Below are 2,107 nucleotides of genomic sequence, written 5' to 3'. Positions count from 1 at the left end.
CGGCGGCGGCTTCCGTGGTCGGCCAGGCACTGGACACCGCGGCGTTCTTCTCGATCGCCTTCTGGCGCAGCTCCGACCCGTTCATGGCGGCGAACTGGGTGGAGATCGCCTGGGTGGATTATGCCGTCAAGCTCAGCGTGAGCCTGCTGCTGTTCGTGCCGGCCTACGGGGTGGCGCTGGCGGCGGTGGTGCGTGCCCTCGGGCGGGTGCCCGAGCCGGCCGCCGCCTGAGCGGGCGCCGCAGCGCAGCGCCCGGGGCTCACTCGGCCGCCTCGCCCTCCAGGCGGGCCAGCGCGGCGCCGGCACCCAGCGACAGCAGCCCCGCCTTGGCGTAGACGGCAAGCTTGTCACGCGTATCGGAGATGTCCAGGTTGCGCATGGTCAGCTGGCCGATGCGGTCCAGCGGCGAGAAGGGCGCGTCCTCGACCTTCTCCATCGACAGCCGCTCGGGCGCGTAGGTCAGGTTGGGGCTTTGCGTGTCCAGCAGCGAGTAGTCGTTGCCGCGGCGCAGCTCGAGCGTCACGGTGCCGGTGATGGCACGCGCCACCCAGCGCTGGGCGCTCTCGCGCAGCATGATGGCCTGCGGGTCGAACCAGCGGCCCTGGTACAGCAGGCGGCCCAGTTTCAGGCCGTTCACGCGGTATTGCTCGATGGTGTCTTCGTTGTGGATGCCGGTGACCAGCCGCTCGTAGGCGATGTGCAGGAGCGCCATGCCGGGGGCTTCGTAGATGCCGCGGCTCTTGGCTTCGATGATGCGGTTCTCGATCTGGTCGCTCATCCCGAGGCCGTGGCGCCCGCCGATGCGGTTGGCCTCCAGGAACAGCTCCACCAGGTCGTCGATCGCGCGGCCGTTCAGGGCGACGGGGCGGCCTTCCTCGAAGGTGACGGAGACTTCCTCGGCCTGGACTTCGACCTCGGGCTTCCAGAAGGCGACCCCCATGATGGGGTTGACGATGCGAATGCCCGAGTTCAGGAACTCCAGGTCCTTGGCCTCGTGCGTGGCGCCCAGCATGTTGCTGTCGGTGGAATACGCCTTCTCGGCGCTCATCTTGTAGCCAAAGCCTTCCTTCGTCATGAAGGCCGACATCTCGGCGCGCCCGCCCAGCTCGTCGATGAAAGCCTGGTCCAGCCAGGGCTTGTAGATCTGCAGCTGCGGGTTGGTCAGCAGCCCGTAGCGGTAGAAGCGCTCAATGTCGTTGCCCTTGTAGGTCGAGCCGTCGCCCCAGATGTGGACGTCGTCCTCCTTCATCGCGGCCACCAGCATGGTGCCGGTCACGGCGCGGCCCAGGGGCGTGGTGTTGAAGTAGGCGATGCCGCCGGTGCTCACATGGAAGGCGCCCGCCTGGATGGCGGCCAGACCCTCGTGCGCCAGCTGCGTGCGGCAGTCGATCAGGCGCGCTTTCTCGGCGCCGTACTCCATGGCCTTGCGCGGGATGGCATCGTAGTCCTCTTCGTCCGGCTGCCCAAGGTTGGCGGTGTAGGCATAGGGCAGGGCGCCGCGGTTCTTCATCCAGCGCAGCGCCGCGCTGGTGTCCAGGCCGCCCGAGAAGGCGATGCCGACCTTCTGGCCGACGGGAAGGTGTTGCAGGATGGTTGCCATGGCAGGGGAAAAGTGACGAGCGGGAGCTAAACCGGCGATTCTAGGCCGGACGCCCTGCGGCGCCGTGGGGCGCGCCCGCGCCGCACTCAGCGCCAGTGGCGGTCGTGGCGGCGTGGGTAGTGTGGATGGCCGCTGCCGTACTCGATCACCGTCACCGGGGGCGGCGACACATACACCGGCGCTCCGGGCTGCGTGGAGACCACCACCCCGGGGGTGGCGAAGCGCCCGCCATCGCCGTAGGTCGGGGGGTAGTAGGCTGCCGGCGGGCGCACGCCGCTCGGGATGGCCGGCTGGACGTTCAGCGGGATCCACCCGCCCGGATCGTCCTGGGTGCGCACGGTGTACTGGCGGCCGGCGTATTCGTAGGTCACGTCGTAGCCCACGACCCGGTTCTCGTAATAGGTTTCGGTGGTGCAGCGCTGCACCGTGTCGTAGCCCGGCCGGCCGGCCTCGATGCTGTTGCCCAGCACGGCGCCGCCGAGGATGCCGATGGCCGTGGCTGCTGCCC

3 protein-coding genes are annotated in these 2,107 nt (G+C 69.1%); 1 reads left to right on the top strand and 2 read right to left on the bottom strand.

Annotation, left to right across the window (positions count from 1 at the left end):
* A partial coding sequence (locus A612_RS02490) for a VUT family protein (RefSeq protein WP_019373026.1) occupies positions 1-230 on the top strand: 230 nt, incomplete at its 5' end.
* A 28-nt stretch (positions 231-258) separates the two neighbouring features.
* Here A612_RS02490 and argG read toward each other — a convergent pair.
* Positions 259-1,599: an argininosuccinate synthase gene (gene argG, locus A612_RS02485; RefSeq protein WP_019373025.1), complete on the bottom strand. Its 1,341-nt coding sequence runs from the start codon at positions 1,597-1,599 to the stop codon at positions 259-261.
* Positions 1,600-1,685: 86 nt separating this feature from the next.
* A partial coding sequence (locus tag A612_RS02480) for a glycine zipper 2TM domain-containing protein (RefSeq protein ID WP_019373024.1) occupies positions 1,686-2,107 on the bottom strand: 422 nt, incomplete at its 5' end.

The sequence above is a fragment of the Melaminivora alkalimesophila genome, assembly GCF_000282995.1.
Lineage (GTDB): Bacteria > Pseudomonadota > Gammaproteobacteria > Burkholderiales > Burkholderiaceae_C > Melaminivora > Melaminivora alkalimesophila.
Note: the sequence above shows the minus strand (reverse complement) of the source record. Positions and strands in the feature narration are given on the sequence as shown.

Bases quoted from the DNA above. Each gene is read 5' to 3' on its own strand.
- argG (WP_019373025.1), bottom strand. From the start codon at position 1,599: ATGGCAACCATCCTGCAACACCTTCCCGTCGGCCAGAAGGTCGGCATC.